At 64.5% G+C, this 15130-nt stretch carries 17 protein-coding genes; 7 read left to right on the top strand and 10 right to left on the bottom strand.

Features of this window, described 5'->3' with window-relative positions; genetic code table 11:
• Positions 1–162 precede the first annotated feature (162 nt).
• From BLV15_RS04960 to trpC, 3 genes are read left to right on the top strand one after another with little or no spacing between them, the layout of a single operon-like run.
• On the top strand, positions 163–759 hold the full coding sequence (locus BLV15_RS04960) for an aminodeoxychorismate/anthranilate synthase component II (RefSeq protein WP_090225114.1): 597 nt from the start codon (positions 163–165) through the stop codon (positions 757–759).
• Positions 756–1802 (top strand): anthranilate phosphoribosyltransferase, encoded by a 1047-nt coding sequence (trpD, locus tag BLV15_RS04965; RefSeq protein WP_090225115.1) that lies wholly within the window; start codon positions 756–758, stop codon positions 1800–1802. The genes BLV15_RS04960 and trpD overlap by 4 nt, the downstream gene beginning before the upstream one ends.
• Positions 1799–2632 carry an indole-3-glycerol phosphate synthase TrpC gene (gene trpC, locus BLV15_RS04970; RefSeq protein ID WP_090225117.1) on the top strand — a complete coding sequence of 278 codons (834 nt, stop codon included), beginning with the start codon at positions 1799–1801 and terminating at the stop codon, positions 2630–2632. The genes trpD and trpC overlap by 4 nt, the downstream gene beginning before the upstream one ends.
• A gap of 56 nt (positions 2633–2688) precedes the next feature.
• Here trpC and crp read toward each other — a convergent pair whose 3' ends face one another.
• Entirely contained in the window at positions 2689–3333 is a 645-nt protein-coding gene (gene crp, locus BLV15_RS04975) for a cAMP-activated global transcriptional regulator CRP (RefSeq protein ID WP_090225118.1), read from the bottom strand.
• 392 nt (positions 3334–3725) lie between these two features.
• Here crp and BLV15_RS04980 point away from each other — a divergent pair, with 392 nt between their 5' ends.
• On the top strand, positions 3726–4148 hold the full coding sequence (locus tag BLV15_RS04980) for an OsmC family protein (protein ID WP_090225120.1): 423 nt from the start codon (positions 3726–3728) through the stop codon (positions 4146–4148).
• A gap of 65 nt (positions 4149–4213) precedes the next feature.
• Here BLV15_RS04980 and coq7 read toward each other — a convergent pair whose 3' ends face one another.
• Complete coding sequence (gene coq7 / locus BLV15_RS04985) at positions 4214–4861, bottom strand: 2-polyprenyl-3-methyl-6-methoxy-1,4-benzoquinone monooxygenase (RefSeq protein ID WP_090225121.1); 648 nt, start codon at positions 4859–4861, stop codon at positions 4214–4216.
• 86 nt (positions 4862–4947) lie between these two features.
• Positions 4948–5289 (bottom strand): histidine triad nucleotide-binding protein, encoded by a 342-nt coding sequence (locus BLV15_RS04990; protein ID WP_090225123.1) that lies wholly within the window; start codon positions 5287–5289, stop codon positions 4948–4950.
• Positions 5290–5372: 83 nt separating this feature from the next.
• Between BLV15_RS04990 and BLV15_RS04995 the strand changes: the two genes are divergently transcribed.
• On the top strand, positions 5373–6854 hold the full coding sequence (locus BLV15_RS04995) for an AAA family ATPase (protein ID WP_090225124.1): 1482 nt from the start codon (positions 5373–5375) through the stop codon (positions 6852–6854).
• A gap of 3 nt (positions 6855–6857) precedes the next feature.
• On the opposite strand, the gene BLV15_RS05000 is transcribed toward BLV15_RS04995, so the two are convergent.
• The 4 genes from BLV15_RS05000 to hemJ all read right to left on the bottom strand — a co-directional run bounded on the left by BLV15_RS05000 (position 6858) and on the right by hemJ (position 10240).
• On the bottom strand, positions 6858–7646 hold the full coding sequence (locus BLV15_RS05000; protein WP_090225126.1) for an SDR family NAD(P)-dependent oxidoreductase: 789 nt from the start codon (positions 7644–7646) through the stop codon (positions 6858–6860).
• A gap of 59 nt (positions 7647–7705) precedes the next feature.
• Positions 7706–8686, bottom strand: a complete 981-nt coding sequence (locus tag BLV15_RS05005; RefSeq protein ID WP_090225127.1) for a DUF805 domain-containing protein — start codon at positions 8684–8686, stop codon at positions 7706–7708.
• Between the two features lie 135 nt (positions 8687–8821).
• Positions 8822–9790, bottom strand: a complete 969-nt coding sequence (locus BLV15_RS05010; protein WP_090225129.1) for an NAD(P)H-dependent flavin oxidoreductase — start codon at positions 9788–9790, stop codon at positions 8822–8824.
• A gap of 21 nt (positions 9791–9811) precedes the next feature.
• Positions 9812–10240 (bottom strand): protoporphyrinogen oxidase HemJ, encoded by a 429-nt coding sequence (gene hemJ / locus BLV15_RS05015; protein WP_090225131.1) that lies wholly within the window; start codon positions 10238–10240, stop codon positions 9812–9814.
• 225 nt (positions 10241–10465) lie between these two features.
• On the opposite strand from hemJ, the gene erpA reads away from it, so the two are divergent.
• Positions 10466–10816 (top strand): iron-sulfur cluster insertion protein ErpA, encoded by a 351-nt coding sequence (erpA, locus tag BLV15_RS05020; RefSeq protein WP_090225132.1) that lies wholly within the window; start codon positions 10466–10468, stop codon positions 10814–10816.
• Positions 10817–10870: 54 nt separating this feature from the next.
• Here the strand turns inward: erpA and BLV15_RS05025 are convergent, their stop codons facing one another.
• Positions 10871–11962, bottom strand: a complete 1092-nt coding sequence (locus BLV15_RS05025; RefSeq protein ID WP_090225134.1) for an anhydro-N-acetylmuramic acid kinase — start codon at positions 11960–11962, stop codon at positions 10871–10873.
• 3 nt (positions 11963–11965) lie between these two features.
• Complete coding sequence (locus BLV15_RS05030) at positions 11966–13399, bottom strand: peptidoglycan DD-metalloendopeptidase family protein (protein WP_090225136.1); 1434 nt, start codon at positions 13397–13399, stop codon at positions 11966–11968.
• 182 nt (positions 13400–13581) lie between these two features.
• On the opposite strand from BLV15_RS05030, the gene tyrS reads away from it, so the two are divergent.
• A complete protein-coding gene (tyrS, locus tag BLV15_RS05035; protein ID WP_090225138.1) occupies positions 13582–14781 on the top strand; it encodes a tyrosine--tRNA ligase in 1200 nt (399 codons plus the stop codon).
• Positions 14782–14869: 88 nt separating this feature from the next.
• Here tyrS and BLV15_RS22215 read toward each other — a convergent pair.
• A partial coding sequence (locus BLV15_RS22215) for a hypothetical protein (protein ID WP_217632870.1) occupies positions 14870–15130 on the bottom strand: 261 nt, incomplete at its 5' end.

Below are 15130 nucleotides of genomic sequence, written 5' to 3' on the forward strand. Positions count from 1 at the left end.
CCGCTGGCGCTGGCGCGCCTGATTCCGTTCGCCCGGACACTGCCGGGCTGCAACTCCTGCCTCCGCAAGACGATATCCACCGGCACCTTCGCTGCGATCAGCCAGCCGGCCCATCGATTCCCCTTGCCGAGGTGCGCGATCCGAATCCAGAGGTGGGCTCCAATGCTTTTAATGATCGACAACTACGACTCCTTCACCTTCAACGTGGTGCAGTACCTCGGCGAACTGGGTGCCGAGGTGAAGGTCGTGCGCAACGACGAACTGACGCTGGCCGAGATCGAGGCGCTGAACCCCGAACGCATCGTGATCTCCCCCGGTCCCTGCACGCCGACCGAGGCCGGCGTGTCGCTCGAGGTGATCCGCCATTTCGCCGGCAGGCTGCCGATCCTCGGCGTGTGCCTCGGCCACCAGGGTATCGGCCAGGCCTTCGGCGGCGACGTGGTGCGCGCGCGCCAGGTCATGCACGGCAAGACCAGCCCGGTCTACCACGAGCACCAGGGCGTGTTCGCCGGGCTCAACGACCCGCTGACCGTGACCCGTTACCATTCGCTGGTGGTCAAGCTCGAGACTCTGCCCGAATGCCTGGAAGTCACCGCCTGGACGCGTCTGGACGACGGTTCGGTGGACGAGATCATGGGCCTGCGGCACAAGACCCTGAACGTCGAGGGCGTGCAGTTCCACCCCGAATCGATCCTCTCCGAACAGGGCCACGAACTGTTCGCCAACTTCCTCAAGCAGACCGGCGGGGTGCGCGGGTGAACATCAAGGAAGCCCTCGACCGGGTGGTCAACCAGCTCGACCTGAACACCGCCGAGATGCAGGACGTGATGCGCCTGATCATGACCGGCCAGTGCACCGATGCGCAGATCGGCGCGTTCCTCATGGGCATGCGCATGAAGAGCGAAACCATCGACGAGATCGTCGGCGCCGCGCAGGTGATGCGCGAGCTGGCCGCACCGGTGCACATCGACGCCGAACGCCTGGTCGACACCTGCGGCACCGGCGGTGACGGGATGAACATCTTCAACGTCTCCACCGCCGCGGCCTTCGTCGTCGCGGCGGCGGGCGGGCGCGTCGCCAAGCACGGCAACCGTGCGGTATCCGGCAAGAGCGGCAGTGCCGATCTGCTGGAGGCCGCCGGGGTCTACCTCGACCTCAAGCCGGAACAGGTGGCACGCTGCGTCGAGACCGTCGGCGTCGGCTTCATGTTCGCCCCGTCGCATCATGGCGCGATGAAGCACGCCATCGGCCCGCGCCGCGAGCTCGGCCTGCGCACGCTGTTCAACCTGCTCGGGCCGATGACCAACCCGGCCGGCGTGCAGCGCCAGGTGGTCGGCGTGTTCAGCCAGGCGCTGTGCCGGCCGATGGCCGAGGTGCTGGCGCGCCTGGGCAGCGAGCATGTGCTGGTGGTGCACGCGCAGGACGGGCTGGACGAGATCAGCCTGGCCGCGCCGACCTACGTCGCCGAGCTGTTCGAGGGTTCGGTGCGCGAATACCAAATCCAGCCGGAAGACTTCGGCATCAAGAGCCAGAGCCTGATCGGCCTGACCGTGGCCAGCGCCGCCGACTCGCTGGCGCTGATCCGCGACGCGCTGGGCCGCCGCAAGAGCGACAACGGCCACAAGGCCGCCGAGATGATCGTCCTCAACGCCGGCGCCGCGCTCTATGCGGCCGGGCATGCGAGCAGCCTCGAGGACGGCATGCGCCTGGCGCACGACGCCGTGCATACCGGCCTGGCCTGGGAAAAACTGAACGAGCTGGTCGCCTTCACCGGCATATTCAAGCAGGAGAACGAAGCATGAGCGTGCCCACCGTGCTGGAGAAGATCCTCGCCCGCAAGGCCGAGGAAGTCGCCGAGCGCAGCGCGCGCGTGAGCCTCGCCGAGCTGGAACGACTGGCCGCAGCTGCGGATGCGCCGCGCGGTTTTGCCGAGGCCCTGAAAGCGCGGGTCAAGCGCAAGGAAGCGGCGGTGATCGCCGAGGTGAAGAAGGCGTCGCCGAGCAAGGGCGTGATCCGCGAGCAGTTCGTCCCGGCCGAGATCGCCAGCAGCTACGAAGCCGGCGGCGCGACCTGCCTGTCGGTGCTGACCGACATCGATTTCTTCCAGGGCGCCGACGTCTACCTGCAGCAGGCGCGCGCCGCCTGCAGCCTGCCGGTGATCCGCAAGGACTTCATGATCGATCCCTACCAGGTGGTCGAAGCCCGCGCGCTGGGCGCCGATTGCATCCTGCTGATCGTCTCCGCGCTGTCCGATGCGCAGATGGCCGAGCTGGCGGCGACCGCCAAGGGTGTCGGCCTCGACGTGCTGGTGGAAGTCCACGACGGCGACGAGCTGGACCGCGCGCTGGCCACCCTGGACACGCCGCTGCTGGGCATCAACAACCGCAACCTGCACACCTTCGAGGTGAGCCTGGAAACCACCCTCGACCTGCTCCCGCGGATTCCCCGTGAGCGCCTGGTGATCACCGAGAGCGGCATCCTCAACCGTGCCGACGTGGAGCTGATGCAGATCAGCGAGGTGCATGCCTTCCTGGTCGGCGAGGCGTTCATGCGCGCCGACGATCCGGGCAGCGAGTTGCAGCGCCTGTTCTTCCCGGAGCGCAGCCGCGGGCTGGGCAGCGACGCCTCCTGAGCGATTCGCGCGCAAGAAAAAGCCGGCCAAGCGCCGGCTTTTTTCATGCCCCGGATTCAGCGTGTGCCGAACACCACCATGGTCTTGCCCTTTACGTGGACCAGGCCCTGTTCCTCGAGGCTCTTGAGGACGCGGCCGACCATCTCGCGGGAGCAGCCGACGATACGGCCGATTTCCTGCCGGGTGATCTTGATCTGCATGCCGTCCGGATGGGTCATCGCATCCGGCTGCTTGCACAGCTCCAGCAGCGTGCGCGCGACGCGGCCGGTGACGTCGAGGAAGGCCAGGTCGCCGACCTTGCGCGTGGTCGCGCGCAGCCGCTCGGCCATCTGCCCGCCGAGGATGTAGAGGATTTCCGGGTCGCGTTCGGACAGTTCGCGGAACTTGGCGTAGCTCAGCTCGGCGACCTCGCACTCGGTCTTGGCGCGGACCCAGGCACTGCGGGCCTTTTCCGCATCGTCCTTCTCGAACAGGCCGAGCTCGCCGAAGAAATCCCCGGCGTTGAGGTAGGCGATGATCATCTCGCGACCGTCGTCGTCCTCGATGAGGATGGTCACCGAGCCCTTGATGATGAAGAACAGGGTTTCGCAGCGGTCGCCGGCATAGATGATGGTGCTCTTGGCGGCGTAGCGGCGGCGATGGCAATGCGAGAGGAGTCTGTCGAGGTTCTTGATCTTTGGAGCGAGGGTGATTGCGACCATGCCTGATTTCCGAGAGAGGGATGAGCTGTCCAGACGCCGTGAGAATATCCGAAGCGGCAGGTTATCGAGGCAAGGTTGATACACGTAGCCGCGCCCGAATCGTTTCAGGCCGCCGGCTTCCGCGGGGTGACCGGCAATGCGCCAGTCGATGCAGCATTCCGCCTCGCCATGGCGAGGGCAGAGGGTCCACGCGGTCCTGTCGTGTTTGCAGGCAGATTCTTTGGAATACGTCCCGGCGTCGAGCCGGTGGTCTGGCGCCAGCTTAACAGAGGTCCCGGAGCGGGCAATCCGTTTTCTGGCCGCCCAGGCGTCACCCGTTGTCCAGGCTCGCGCTGCGGCGTCGCGGAGGCGGCATGCTAAGCTGGCGCACTTTTCAGCAGCGGAGCGCAGCGATGAAGGCACGCATTCAGTGGGCCGGTGAGGCCATGTTCCTCGGTGAATCCGGCAGCGGCCACGTGGTGGTGATGGACGGCCCGCCGGAAAACGGCGGCCGCAACCTGGGTGTCCGGCCGATGGAGATGGTGCTGATCGGCCTGGGCGGCTGCAGCAACTTCGACGTGGTCAGCATCCTGAAGAAGTCGCGCCAGCCGGTGGAAAGCTGCGAAGCGTTCCTCGAGGCCGAGCGCGCCAGCGAAGACCCGAAGGTGTTCACCAAGATCCACCTGCATTTCGTGGTCAAGGGTCGCGGCCTGAAGGAGGCGCAGGTCAAGCGTGCCATCGAGCTGTCGGCGGAGAAGTACTGCTCGGCGTCGATCATGCTCGGCAATGCCGGCGTCGAGATCACCCACGACTACGAGATCGTCGAGCTGGGCTGACGGGCGAAGGCATCGGGCAAAAACAAAGGGCGCCTCGGCGCCCTTTTCTTCGTCTGCATCGAGGATCAGATGCGGTAGGTGCTTTTCGTCATCACCTTGGACAGCAGGGTCATGCCGAACTTCACCGGCGCCGGGAAGCGGAAACCGCCGGCGGCGATGGCGTTGGTCGAGTGCTGCTCCTCGTCGATGCGCATTTGCTCGAGGATCGAGCGGGATTTCTGGTCTTCCGGGGGAATCTGCTTGAGGTGCTCGTCCAAGTGCTTGCAGACCTGGTCCTCGGTGGCGGCGACGAAGCCCAGGCTGACCTTGTCGCTGATCAGCCCGGCGACCGCGCCGACGCCGAACGACAGTCCGTAGAACACCGGGTTGAGCACGCTGGTGTGGCTGCCCAGCTCGCGGATGCGCTGTTCGCACCAGGCAAGGTGATCGATTTCTTCCTCGGCGGCGTGTTCCATCGCCTTGCGGATCGCCGGCAGCTTGGCGGTCAGCGCCTGGCCCTGGTAGAGGCCCTGGGCACAGACCTCGCCGGTGTGGTTGATGCGCATCAGGCCGGCGACATGACGGGTCTGGCTGGGTTCGAGGGCCACTTCGTCCTTGAGCAGGGCCGGCGATGGGCGATAGGGCTGCCCGGTGAACGGCAGCAGGGTGCGCAGGGCGGTGTTGGCCTGTAGCAGCAGGCGATCGACCGGGGTGTAGTGACGCGCATCGGACATGACGAACTCCAGAACGAACGAGGGCGGCAAGTTTAAGCCGCGGGGCTTGGCGCCGGGTTGGGACAGATCAACGCAGAGGCCGTTGGCTAGCCCGGCGGCCAGCTCATCGGGCGTTTGCCCAGTACGTGCATATGAATGTGGTAGACGGTCTGGCCGCCCAGTTCGTTGCAGTTCATCACTACCCGGAAACCCTCGTCGCAGCCCTGCTCGCGGGCGAGTTTCTGCGCGGTGAAGAGGATGTGCCCCGCGAGGGCCTTGTCCTCCTGCTCGCCGAGGTCGTGCAGGGTGGCGATGTGTTTCTTCGGGATCACCAGAAAGTGCACCGGCGCTTTCGGGTCGATGTCGTTGAAGGCGATCACCTGGTCATCTTCGTAAAGCTTGCGCGCGGGAATCTCACCGGCGACGATCCTGCAGAATAGGCAGTCCACGGACGGCTCCAGGTCTGATGGAAGAGCGAGGAGTGTAACCACGCGCGCAGTACCGGCCAACCCGCGCGCCACAAGGAGTCAGTGTGAAGAACGATATCCACGATCTCGGCCTGGTGCTGGAATCCAAGGTCAAGCTGATCGTCATCGAGTCCTGGGACGAGCCGCGGGTCCTGCAGACCCTCACCGGCCTGGCGGTGCGGCGCAATCTCGGGCTGTTCCTCTGGTCGATCACCGAAGGCCTGCAACGCCTGGGCTTCGGCGCGGCGCCCGCGAACGAGGAACCGACCCACGAGCCGGAGGCGGCGCTGAAGCTGATCAAGGCTGATCCGCAGCCGAACCTCTACGTGCTCTGCGACCTGCATCCGTTCCTCGACGACAACCCGAAACTGGTGCGTCTGCTCAAGGAAATCGCCATGGCCGAGGGCGCGCAGCGGCCGACTCTGGTGCTGGTCTCCCACGCGCTGAAGCTGCCGCCGGAAGTGCAGCGCTACGCCGCCCGCTTCGACCTGGCGCTGCCGTCGGAGGAGGAGCTGCTGGCGATCGTCCGCGATGAAGCCACGCGCTGGAGCGAGCGCAATCGCGGCGCCCGCGTGCGCACCGACAACCGCACCCTCCAGCAGGTGGTGAACAACCTGCGCGGGATGAGCCACGGCGAAGCCCGCTCGCTGGCGCGCAACCTGATCTGCGACGATGGCGCGATCACCCAGGAAGACCTGCCGGAGCTGAACAAGGCCAAGTTCCAGCTGCTCGACCTGGAGGGTGTGCTGAGTTTCGAGAACGACACCGCACGCTTCGCCGAGGTCGGCGGGCTGGCATCGCTCAAGCGCTGGCTGGCCGAGCGCCAGGACGCCTTCCTCGACGACAGCGGCATCGGGCGCCCGAAGGGCATGCTGCTGGTCGGCGTGCAGGGCGGCGGCAAGAGCCTGGCGGCGAGGGCGGTGGCCGGACTCTGGGGGCTGCCGCTGCTGCGCCTGGACTTCGCCTGCCTGTACAACAAGTTCTTCGGCGAGACCGAGCGCAACCTGCGCGAGGCGCTGAAGATGGCCGAGCAGATGGCGCCTTGCGTGCTGTGGATGGACGAGATCGAGAAGGGCCTGGCCAGCGGCGATCAGGATGGCGGCGTCAGCCAGCGGGTGCTCGGCACGCTGCTGACCTGGATGGCCGAGCACAAGGCGCCGGTGTTCATGGTCGCCACCGCCAATGCGATCCAGCGCCTGCCGTCCGAGCTGGTGCGCAAGGGGCGCTTCGACGAACTGTTCTTCGTCGACCTGCCGGATGCAATCGTGCGTGCGGATATCTTCCGCATTCACCTGCAGTGTCGCGAGCTCGATCCGGAGGCGTTCGATCTGCCGGCTCTGGCGTCGGCCAGCGCCGGTTTCTCCGGTGCGGAAATCGAACAGGCGGTGGTCAGCGCGCTGTACGCCGCGCAGGCGCGTCAACAGGCGGTTGATCAGACCCTGCTGCTGACCAGCCTGCAGAGCACCTCGCCGTTATCGGTGGTGATGAGCGAAGACGTCGCGGCGCTGCGCGCCTGGGCCCATGGGCGTACGGTGGCCGCGGACTGAGTCTCAGCCGGGCAGGAGGCCGCGATTGATCCGCGCCGCGAGCTTGCGCACCAGCCAGCGCGGCGCGAAGCGCGGGCCCAGGGCGGCCAGGCGGTTGCGCCAGCCGGGGATGATCAGCGCGCGGTTCTTCTCCAGCGCCCGCACGGTGTAGAGCGCGACTTCCTCCGCGCTCATCATCAGCTTGCTGCCGCTCAGATGGCCGATTTCCAGCTGCGCCGAGCGCCAGAACGCGGTGCGGATCGGCCCCGGACAGAGCACCGATACCTGGATCCCGCGGCCGCCGAGTTCCTCGCGCAGCCCCTCGGAAAAATGCAGGACGTAGGCCTTGCTCGCGTAGTAGTTGCTCATCCAGGCGCCGGGCTGGAAGGCCGCGACCGAAGCGACGTTGAGAATCTGCCCGCCACCGTTCGCCAGCATGTGCTGGCCGAGCGCATGGCACAGACGTGCCAGGGCCAGCACGTTCACTTCGATCAGGGTTTTCTCGCGGCTCCAGTCCTGCTCCAGATAGGCGCCGCCGGAGCCGATCCCGGCGTTGTTCACCAGCAGGTCGATACGCCGCTCGCTCTGCTCCAGTTCGTGGAGCAGACCGGACAGCTGGATCGGCTCGGCGAGATCGCAGGTGCGGAACAGCACTTCGACGCCGAAGCGCTGCGTCAGCTCGCAGGCGATGCTTTCCAGCGCATCGCGCTGCCGCGCCACCAGGATCAGCTTGCGCCCGCGCCGTGCCAGGGCTTCGGCCAGGGCCAGGCCTATGCCGCTGGAGGCACCGGTGATGAGGACGTAATGGGGCATTTGAATCTCCACGCAGGAGCCGTTTGGACAGCCGGCTCCCGGGGTTGGTGCGGCGCGCGTCAGCTGCCGAGGGCGGCCCAGTACATGGCGAGCATGGCGAAACCGCCGAAGGCGAACATCATCAACAGCGACAACAGCAGAATGGCGATGAGTACGCCGGAAATGACTTTCACAGACAAGCTGTTGGCCGGTGGCGGCGGGCCATAGCGGTTGACGCCTTCACTGCCGGGCACCACCAGCATCAGCAGGGAGAACACGCTGCCGACCACGGGGATCAGGTTGATCAGCAGCAGCCAGCCGGTCCAGCCGATGTCGTGCAGGCGCTGGACGGCGATCATCACGCTGGTGACGGCGACTCCGATCGACACGACGATGATCAGCAGCGCGCCGACGATCTCGGAGACGTTGCTGCCGAGCGCGGCCACGCCCAGCAGTACCAGGAAACTGAAGATCATCACCAGCGACCAGGCCAGGTAGCGGAGGCGCCCGATGCGGCCTTTGATGCTGAACACTTTGAGCTCGCCGAACTCGGGAAGTGTCTCGCCGACGTCCGCGCGGGGCGGTGCGTAAGGCGTGGCCGCGGGGGCCGTGGCGGGTTTCTCCGCGGCGGCGGGGGCGGGCAGTTCACCGCTCTCGGCGAGCTGCGCCTGGCGCGCGAGGTACTTCTCGATGACGACGCCACAGGCGCTGCACTCGATCGCCTTGGCCTGCGCGTGGCCGCACTTGGGGCAGATCATGTCGCCGCTGGCGGCGAGCGCGGCGGCATCGCTCTCCTCTTCGACTTCGACCAGGCTCAGCTCCGAGCTCTGCTCGCGCTCCTTGCGGACCCGCGCACCGGCGCGCTGAAGGGCGCCCAGATACTTGTCCGCCAGGTCCTCGGTGAGGTCGCGCTTGATGGCCTGGGGCCGACCGCCGAACAGCGCCTCGATGCGTCCGCGATCGCTCTTGAACAGTCGGGCGAGGTTGTCCTTGACGGTCTCCAGCGCCATGTCCGGCATGATCTGGCCATCGAATACGATCTTGTAACGCGCTTCGGTCATGCGGGGCTTCCTTGTCACGAGCTGGGAACCGGCACAGCGTAATAACCGGCCGACGGCTGCACAAGCGGACTCGCACGAAGGCAGGCCCGGCAGCGCGATGGTGCTCCGGGGCCGTGTGCTGCGTCACACGCGGGGTCAGCGCGGCCAGCGTTGGCCGAGTTGAGCGCAGCGCGACAGCGAGTCGCGGTACTCCTGGTCCAGGCGTGCGATCAATTGATCGACGCTGGGCAGGTCCGCGATGTCGCCGGCGCCCTGGCCGGCGGACCAGACGGTTTTCCAGGCCTTGGCTTCGTCGTTGATCGGCTTGAGTTTCTCACCGTAGTCGACCGCGCTCTTGTCGTTGAGTCGCTTTAGGTCATAGCCGGCGCGCTCCAGACTCTGGCGCATGAAGCTCGCCGGTACGCCGGACACCGCCGGGGTGTGGACGATATCGGCGGCGCGGGCGCCGATGATCATCTGCTTGTAGTCGGCGCCGGCATCGCTTTCGGCGGTAGCGATGAAACGCGTGCCCAGGTAGGCGAGGTCGGCGCCGAGCAGTTGCGCGGCGAGAATCTCGTGGCCGTGGTTGAGGCAGCCGGCGAGCAGCAGCGTCTTGTCGAAGAACTGCCGGATTTCTGCGATCAGGGCAAACGGACTCCAGGTGCCGGCGTGACCACCGGCTCCGGCGGCTACCGCGATCAGCCCGTCGACGCCGGCTTCGGCGGCTTTCTCGGCGTGCCGGCGGGTGGTGACGTCGTGGAACACCAGTCCTCCATAGCTGTGCACGGCGTCGACCACGTCCTTCACCGCGCCCAGGCTGGTCACCACGATGGGCACCTTCTTCTCGACGCAGATCGCCAGGTCCGCCTGCAGGCGCGGGTTGGTCGGATGGACGATCAGGTTGACGGCGAAGGGCGCCGGTTCCTGCTGTCCTGCCAGGCCTGCCTGGATCTCTTCCAGCCAGGCGCGAAAGCCCTCGCTGTCACGCTGGTTGAGCGCGGGAAAGCTGCCGATGATGCCATTGCGGCAGCAGGCGAGGACCAGCGCGGGATTGGACACCAGGAACATCGGCGCCGCCATCAGGGGCAGGCGCAGGCGTTGATCGAGCGAGGCGGGCAGGGACATGGCGTTTTCTCTTGTTATGGGTCAGAAGGGTTTGACCACCACCAGGATCACGATGGCGATCAGGAACAGTACCGGAATTTCATTGAACCAGCGGTAGAAGGTCTCGCTGCGGCCCGGTTCGCCGCGGGCGAAGCGTTTGATCTGCGCGCCACAGACGTGGTGGTAGCCGATCAGCAGGACCACCAGAGTCAGCTTGGCGTGCAGCCAGCCGGCGCCTTTGAGCAGGCCCGGGTTCATCGACAGCAGGCCGATGCCGAACACCAGGGTGGCGATCATCGCCGGCAGCATGATGCCGCGGTAGAGTTTGCGCTCCATGACGCAGAAGCGTTCGCGGCTGGCCGCATCCTTGCTGCTGGTGTGATAGACGAACAGCCTGGGCAGATAGAACAGCCCGGCGAACCAGCAGACGACGGAAATGATGTGCAGCGCTTTGATCCAGAGATAGAGCATCGGAGTGCTTCCAGGTAGTCACGGTGCGCAGATAGTAGTTGCGCCGCTCCCGCCCGTCACCACGCCGGTTGGCCGCGGAATGCACGCGGACGTATCATCGAAGGGTGCTCCATCTTCGTGCGGAAGTGGGGCAGAGCGCAGAATAGTTGACCGATTTTCTGGGGTAAGCGGATAATGGCAGGCCCCAATGCAGTTCAGGCAGCGTAACGCCGGGAGATATGCAACATGAGCGTCGAAACCTTCACCCCTACCGCCATGCTGTTTTCGCAGGGTGCTGCGAGCAAGGTGAAGAACCTCATCGATGAGGAAGGCAACCCTCGTCTGAAGCTTCGCGTTTTCGTGACGGGCGGCGGCTGTTCCGGTTTCCAGTACGGTTTCACCTTCGATGAAGACACCGCGGACGATGACACCATCATCGAGCGCGAAGGGGTTAGCCTGGTGGTCGATCCGATGAGCTTCCAGTACCTGGCCGGCGCCGAAGTGGATTATCAGGAAGGCTTGGAAGGGTCGCGATTCGTTATCAACAATCCCAACGCCGCCACCACCTGCGGCTGTGGCCAATCCTTCTCGATCTGACGCCGCTTCGCCTTGTCGACGCCGTGCACTGCACGGCGTTTTCGTTTCTGCGCTTCAGGCCGGATAGATCGCGCCCAGTACACGCAGACCGCGTGCCCCGGTGACTTCGGGGCGGTTGCCGGGAATTCGCTCCAGGCAGCAATGCGCCAGCCAGGCGAACGCCATCGCTTCGACCCAGTCCGGTGACACGCCATAGGCTTCGGTGCTGGCCACCGTCGTTCCGGGAAGCAGTTGTTCCAGGCGCTGCATGAGTGCCTGGTTGTGCGCGCCGCCGCCGCAGACCAGCAGTTCATGCGTATGCGGCTGGGCGGCGCGTAGCGAGTCGACGATGCTCAGAGCCGTCAGTTCGAGCAGCGTGCGCTGCACATCGGCGGCTGCGACGGCGGGGTGCTGCGCCAGGTGGCCTTCCAGCCAGGGCAGGTTGAACAGCTCGCGTCCGGTGCTTTTCGGCCCACGGGCCTGGAAGAATTCGTTGGCCAGCAGCCGGTCGAGCAGTGCCCCATCCAGCGTGCCGCTGGCGGCCCAATCGCCGTCGGCATCGAAGGCGTCGCCGCGTTGCCGACCAATCCAGGCATCCAACAGCACATTCCCCGGGCCGCAGTCGAAACCGCTCACCGAGCCATCCGCATGCAGCAAGCTCAGGTTGCTGAAGCCGCCGACGTTGAGCACCGCGCGCGGCTGTCCGAGGTCGCTGAACAGGCTCTGGTGGAAGGCCGGAACCAGCGGTGCGCCCTGACCGCCGGCGGCGACGTCGCGCCGGCGGAAGTCGCCGATCACGGTAATCCCCGTCAACTCGGCGAGCAGCGCCGGATTGCCGATCTGCACGGTGAAGCCGCGAAGTGGTTCGTGGCGAACGGTTTGCCCATGGCTACCTATCGCCCGGATATCGGCGGCGTCGAGTTTCTGCTCGGCGAGCAGGCGTTGAATGCCCTGGGCCGCCAGCTCGACCCACTGATTCTCGGCCAGCGAGGCGCGCGCCAGCTCGTCGACCCCTGAGGTGCAGAGGCTGAGCAGATCGCTGCGAAGGGAAGGCGGCATCGGGATATAGAGGCAAGCGAGCAGCCTGGGCTGGGTGTGCTGCTCGATCAGCGCGATGTCCAGACCATCGAGGCTGGTGCCGGACATAACGCCAAGGTAAAGCGCCATGGCTCAGCGCTTGTTGTTGAGGGCCAGCATGGTGGCTTTTTCCTGCTCCATGCGGGCGAGCAGTGGCTTGCTTTGCTGCAGGAAGCGCTGCTTCTCGCCGCTGCTGATGGGGTCGGCCATCGCCATCTTGATGCTCAGGGGGTCGACCTGGGTTCCGTCGACCTGGAATTCGTAATGCAGATGCGGGCCGGTGGACAGCCCGGTGGTGCCGATGTAGCCAATCACCTGGCCCTGCTTCACGGTAACGCCGTTGCGGATACCCTTGGCGAAACCCTGCATGTGGCCGTACAGCGTGCGATAGCGCTGGTTGTGCTGGATGATCACGGCATTGCCGTAGCCGCCCTTGCGCCCGGCGAGGAGGACCTTGCCATCGCCGGCTGCCTTGATCGGCGTGCCGCGCGGCGCGGCGTAGTCGACGCCCTTGTGCGCGCGGATCTTGTTGAGGATCGGGTGTTTGCGGCCCATCGAGAAACGCGAGCTGATTCGCGCGACATCCACCGGAGTGCGGATGAAGGCCTTGCGCATGCTGTTGCCGTCGGCGGTGTAGTAGCTGCTGACGCCCTGTTTGTTGGTGTAGCGAATGGCGCTGAACGTCTTGCCGCGGTTGACGAAGCGCGCGGCGAGGATGCTGCCGGTGCCTACGCGTTTGCCGTCAAGCATCTTCTCTTCGTAGATGGCTTCGAATTCGTCGCCCTCGCGCAGATCCTGGCCGAAGTCGATGTCGTAGCCGAAGATGTTTGCCAGGTCCATGGTCAGGTCGTGGGAGAGACCGGCGCGCTTGGCGGACATGAACAGCGAACTGTCGATCACGCCATGGGCATAAACGCTGCGCACGTCGGGCTTGGCCAGTTCACGCTTGAACACGTAACCACTGCCGCTCTTGGCAAGGCTGACGCGCTCCATGTCCGAAAGCTGGGAGTGCAGGCTTTCCAGTTGGCCGTCAGGGGTGAGCTTGAATTCCAGCGCCTGGCCGACCTTCAAACGGCCCAAGGCCTTGGCATCCTTGCTGCTGTCGAGCACCTCGTGCAAAGCGGTGGCGGACAGGCCGACCTTGGCGAACACGGTGGACAGGGTGTCGCCGTTGCCTACCCTGACGACCTTGATGGAAGGGGCGGCAGGCGCCTCATCGCTGGCCACGGAGGTGTCGTCAGGCTCGGTCGACCCGGCATCGGCGCTCTGTTCGGAGTCCGTTTCGATTTCGGCGAAAGGCGATGCGGCGACTTGCTGCTCGTCGGCGCTTTCCGACTGCAGGGTGGCATCTTCCTGAGGGATTTCCTGGCTGGGGCTAGTGAGCTCCAGATCCAGATTCGTCCTTTTCGCTTCAACTTCGCGAGAAGGGAATACCAGCAGTGCCAGGCTAAGCAATGCAGCTATACCACTGGCAGCCAGGATGTGGCTTTTCGGGTAGAGCTCTGCTTTGGAAACGTTATGCGTCATATGGCGTCTGGTGATTTTGGCTACGAAATAACTGTCTAAAATATAACCAAAATTTCCCTGAGGCAACCCTGAATGCTGTGGTCTTTTGCCCGGCCATCACGCTGCCACCAGGGTGAAATTTGTTTTTCGGAGCTGATCTTGTATGGTTGCTCCCCTTCGTCCAACACCTATCGAGTCATGCCATGAAGTCTGTGGAAGAGCAGCTCGCGCAGATCAAGCGCGGCGCGGAAGAGATCCTTGTTGAAGCCGAGCTGATCGAGAAGCTCAAGTTGGGGCGTCCGCTAAGGATCAAAGCCGGTTTCGACCCGACCGCTCCGGATCTGCATCTCGGTCACACCGTGCTTATTAATAAGCTGCGTCAGTTCCAGGAACTGGGTCACCAGGTGGTTTTCCTTATAGGTGACTTCACGGGGATGATCGGCGACCCCAGTGGCAAGAGCGCCACGCGTCCTCCGTTGACGCGCGAGCAGGTGCTCGACAATGCCGAGACCTACAAGGCGCAGGTTTTCAAGATTCTCGACCCAGCGCGCACCGAGGTGGCTTTCAACTCCACCTGGATGGATCAGTTGAGTCCGGCCGATTTCATCCGTTTGGCCTCGCAGTACACCGTGGCACGGATGCTCGAACGCGACGATTTCAGCAAGCGTTACTCGACCAACCAGCCCATTGCTATCCATGAGTTCCTCTATCCGCTCGTACAGGGCTACGACTCCGTCGCACTGAAGGCCGACGTCGAGCTCGGTGGCACCGATCAGAAGTTCAACCTGCTGATGGGGCGCGAGCTGCAACGTGCCTATGGCCAGCCGGCGCAGTGCATCCTCACCATGCCGCTGCTCGAAGGGCTGGACGGGGTGAAGAAGATGTCCAAGTCGCTGGGTAACTATGTCGGTATCCAGGAAGCGCCGGGAGTCATGTACAGCAAGCTGGTCTCGATTCCCGATGCGCTGATGTGGCGTTACTTCGAGCTGTTGAGCTTCCGCAGCCTCGAAGAGATCGAGGCGTTTCGCAGTGACATCGCGCGCGGTGCCAATCCCCGTGACATCAAGATCAAGCTGGCCGAAGAGATCGTCGCCCGCTTCCATGGCGAGGAGGCTGCTGCAGGTGCACATCGTTCCGCAGGTAACCGTATGAAAGATGGCGAGCTGCCGGAAGATCTGCCGGACGTGGTCCTGTTCTCCGCCGAGGACCTCCCGATCGCTGCCGTCCTTAATAAGGCAGGCATGGTGAAGAACGCTGCAGGTGCCCGCGACCTGCTCGGTGCGGGAAGCGTGAAGGTGGATGGCGACGTGGTTTCCCGAGACTTCGTCTTTAAGTTGGGTGCAAGCCACGTCTGCCAGGCCGGCAAGAAGGCATTCGCACGCATCATCGTTAAAGTTGAATGAAGCCTCGAAAAAGCGGTTGACGTGAGTTTTGGGCTGTCTATAATGCGCACCACTTCCGGCGCAGTCCTCAAGTAAAACCTCTTGTAAATCAATGGGTTGAGCGAATAAAGAGGGTTGCATCGGTGGCGGATTCGAGTAGAATGCGCCGGGCTGACAGGGTGGTGGTTTGATCCTGTTGGTGGCTTCGATCGAAATGATCGGAAGCGGAAAAAGAGGTGTTGACAGCGGGTTTGAACGCTGTAGAATTCGCCTCCCGCTGACGAGGAGTTTGAAAGATCGGAAGCGGCAAGCGGTTGAGTAGAAAAGAGATTTTCGAAAATAAGCTTGACAGATTGAAAGGCTGCTGTAG

It is taken from the genome of Pseudomonas kuykendallii (assembly GCF_900106975.1).
GTDB lineage: Bacteria > Pseudomonadota > Gammaproteobacteria > Pseudomonadales > Pseudomonadaceae > Pseudomonas_O > Pseudomonas_O kuykendallii.